The sequence below is a fragment of the Thalassospira sp. UBA848 genome (assembly GCF_002295455.1).
Taxonomy (GTDB): domain Bacteria; phylum Pseudomonadota; class Alphaproteobacteria; order Rhodospirillales; family Thalassospiraceae; genus Thalassospira.
Genome location: NZ_DBGS01000043.1, coordinates 1 through 3399, shown reverse-complemented (window position 1 = coordinate 3399; position 3399 = coordinate 1). Strand labels below are relative to the sequence as shown.

Here is a 3399-nt window from a genome sequence, read left to right as displayed (position 1 = left end):
GTCGAACAGATGATGCCGCGCATTGTTGACAACTTTCAGGTTTATCTTCGCGAACTGCGTCCCGAAGACCTTTCAGGGTCAGAGGGGATGTTCAGGCTGCGCGAAGAACTTCTGATCCGGGTGAGTGCCGCAGCCAAGCCTGCGAAAATAAACGACGTTTTGTTCAAGGAAATGCTGGTACAATAATCTTGTAGCAGCCCGAATGCCAAATTCAGGAAGCAATCGCTGATGGCTGATGAAGACGATGATGATGATGCTCTCGCCGCTGAATGGGAAGCCATGGCAGGCGGCGATGACGAGGATGGAGACGACGGCGGCGAGGATATGGCCGCCGAATGGGAATCCATGCTCGGTGACGATGACGGCGACGAAGGCGGCGGCGATGATGAAATGGCCGACGCCATGGGTGGCGGTACATCTGCGCGCGTTCTGAACCAGGACGAAATTGACAGTCTTCTGGGCTTTGATGACGGTTCGGGGGCGGGCGATCAGTCGGGCATTCAGGCCATCATCAACTCTTCAATGGTGGCCTATGAACGACTTCCGATGCTTGAAGTCGTATTTGACCGCCTTGTGCGTATGATGTCGACTTCCCTGCGTAACTTCACATCCGATAACGTCGAAGTATCGCTTGATAACATTCTGTCTTTGCGTTTCGGCGATTACCTGAACTCGATCCCTCTGCCCGCAATGCTTGGTGTTTTCAAGGCAGAGGAATGGGATAACTATGGGCTACTGACAGTTGATTCAGCGCTGATCTATTCCATTGTGGACGTTCTTCTGGGCGGGCGTCGTGGTACGGCGGCAATGCGTATCGAAGGCCGCCCTTACACCACGATTGAACGGAACCTTGTCGAACGCATGATCCATGTGGTTCTGGGTGACCTGTCAGCGGCGTTTGACCCGCTAAGCCCGGTAACCTTCCGTTTTGAACGCCTTGAAACCAACCCGCGTTTTGCCACCATTGCCCGTCATGCCAACGCTGCCATCGTCGCGAAGCTGCGCATCGACATGGAAGACCGCGGCGGTCGTCTTGAGCTTCTGATCCCATATGCAACTCTGGAGCCGGTTCGTGAACTTCTGCTTCAGATGTTCATGGGTGAAAAGTTCGGTCGTGACTCCATTTGGGAAAACCACCTCGCAAACGAACTGTGGCAGACCCATGTAAATCTATTGGCAGTCCTTGATGAGCAGGTCATGGCCCTTGGCGATGTGATCAACCTTGAAGTTGGGAACCGACTGGTTCTTAATACTGGTCCGACCTCGCCAGTCGAGGTTCGGTGCGGGGATGTACCCCTGTTCAAGGGATTAATGGGGCGCAAGGGTGACAGGATCGCAATTCAGGTTCGTGATCGTGCGCGCTTAACCGAGGAAGATAGCTGATGGACTTCGCGTTCTATCTGGATCTTGTGATGATCGTGTTGCTGGTGGCAACGATCATTTATGCGATCATCCTGAACCGGAAGCTGGCGGCCTTTCGGCGCAGTCGCGAGGATATGCAGAACTTTTTGACCGCTTTCAAAGCGGCCAACGAACGCGCGGAAACCTCGATCACAGCGCTTAAGGAAATGGCCGAGCAGTCTGGTGAAAGGCTGCGCGAGGACATTGAAAAGGCAGGGGCGCTCACTGAGGACCTCAGCTTTATGGTCGATCGTGGTGAAAGTATCGCCAACCGTTTGGAAAAGGCCGCACGTGACGTGAACTCGGTTCGTCGCAACGCAGGCGGCAGCGAAGGTGTGCAATCGGCATCGTCGGCAAACAGCGATACGGTAAAGTCCCCCGGTGGTGCGACGGCTGGTCTTGGTCGTATGATGGGGGCCCAGGATCGCAACGACGTGATTGATGATCGCGACCATGTCGGTGTTGAAACCCGCGCAGAGGAACTCGCTGCAAGAATGGTGGGCGAGATCGAGCGCGGATCAAACGGGCCGGTTGATGAGGGTTACGACCGTGAAGAACCTGCGCGTGGTGGCTTGCAGGGCAGTCGGGCCGATGTTTCTGATCCCTATGACAAGGACGAAGACGCCGGCCGCTCTGAGGCAGAACGTGAATTGCTGGCCGCACTCCGGTCAGTACGATAAGAGGCCGCGAACGGCGCGTTTTGCGTCGTTTGTGGGCTTGAGATTATGAGTTTTCTTTTTATCTAATGGCTAGGATCCTGTTCCGTTGGAAACGTCATTGGAACAGAAAGAAATCAAGTGAGAAGGAGCATGGGCACTTTGTGCCGACATGCTTGGGTGTGTGAATGTCAGGTGTGCGTATTCTGCCGTTGGTCGTCTTGGTCGGCGTGATGGTGCTGTCGATGCGGGTGGTCAACCTGTTTTCCTATGATACCGATGCACGGGTATCAGCAACGAAAACGGGTGTGAGCATGGTGCAGATCGCACAAGCGCAGGCACCGGAAACCACAGGTGATCCAGCAGCAGAACAGGCCGCCACACCGGAAAATGGTGACCCGGGGCTCGACAGCCCGGAAGGACTCACCATGGAAGGTGAACCGATTGACGGTGTTACCGGCGATGCTGCCGTCCCGCCAATGCTCGGTGGCGATCCAACACTTTTCACGCAAGAAGAAATCGACCTGCTGCAGAACCTTTCGGTGCGTCGCGGCGAACTTGATCGCAAGGAACAGCGTCTTGACGAACGCGAAAGCCTGATTGCGGCGGCCGAAGCGCGGATTGATGCCAAGATCGAAGAAATGAAATCCCTGAAATCGGCCATCGAAGATTTGGTCGAGACCAAGGAAGCCCAGGAAGATGATCGCATCAAGAAGCTGATCAGCGTTTACGAAAAAATGAAGCCGAAAGATGCCGCGCGCATCTGGAACGACCTTGATATGGATATCCTTTTGCAGGTCGCCCTTGGTATGCGCGAAGCCAATACAGCTGCGGTTCTTTCGGAAATGACACCGGATCGTGCGCGTGCGCTGACCTCGGAGTTGGCCTACAAGCAAGATATCAATATGTTGCCGCTGCAATAGCGACACAGCTTCAAAGGATTGACCACGCGGTCCGAATGGGAAAGAGTGATCGACGGGACAATTTTTTGAAAAGAGCCAAGGTGATGAACAATTTAATAGCGGGTTAAACATCTTGATTAACCAATATTAAATATGTACATCACGATTATTAGGGGCCTTGCCACTATGCGGAAGTATGGTAGGCAAGGGTGGGAGATCAGATAGCTGATGGAGTTGTGAATGGCCGTCGATCCGAATATGCCGATCCTGATTGTGGATGATTACAAAACCATGTTGCGTATCATCCGTAACCTTCTGCGGCAGCTCAACTTTACGAATATTGAAGAAGCGACCGATGGTAGCATGGCGCTTCGCAAGCTGCGTGAGGCTCCTTTCAGTCTCGTGATTTCTGACTGGAACATGGAGCCGATGACCGGTCT

The 3399-nt window shown here is 53.8% G+C and carries 5 protein-coding genes; all 5 read left to right on the top strand.

What is annotated here, in order from left to right:
- Positions 1-186: flagellar basal body-associated FliL family protein (locus B2R48_RS05615; protein ID WP_296998658.1), on the top strand; the 186-nt coding region annotated here is incomplete at its 5' end.
- Between the two features lie 42 nt (positions 187-228).
- Positions 229-1383: a flagellar motor switch protein FliM gene (fliM, locus tag B2R48_RS05610; protein ID WP_062955475.1), complete on the top strand. Its 1155-nt coding sequence runs from the start codon at positions 229-231 to the stop codon at positions 1381-1383.
- Complete coding sequence (locus B2R48_RS05605; RefSeq protein ID WP_213474588.1) at positions 1383-2081, top strand: DUF6468 domain-containing protein; 699 nt, start codon at positions 1383-1385, stop codon at positions 2079-2081. Before fliM ends, B2R48_RS05605 begins: the two co-directional genes overlap by 1 nt.
- A 164-nt stretch (positions 2082-2245) precedes the next feature.
- Positions 2246-2980 carry a MotE family protein gene (locus B2R48_RS05600; RefSeq protein ID WP_296998655.1) on the top strand — a complete coding sequence of 245 codons (735 nt, stop codon included), beginning with the start codon at positions 2246-2248 and terminating at the stop codon, positions 2978-2980.
- Positions 2981-3199: 219 nt separating this feature from the next.
- Positions 3200-3399: response regulator (locus tag B2R48_RS05595; protein ID WP_296998653.1), on the top strand; the 200-nt coding region annotated here is incomplete at its 3' end.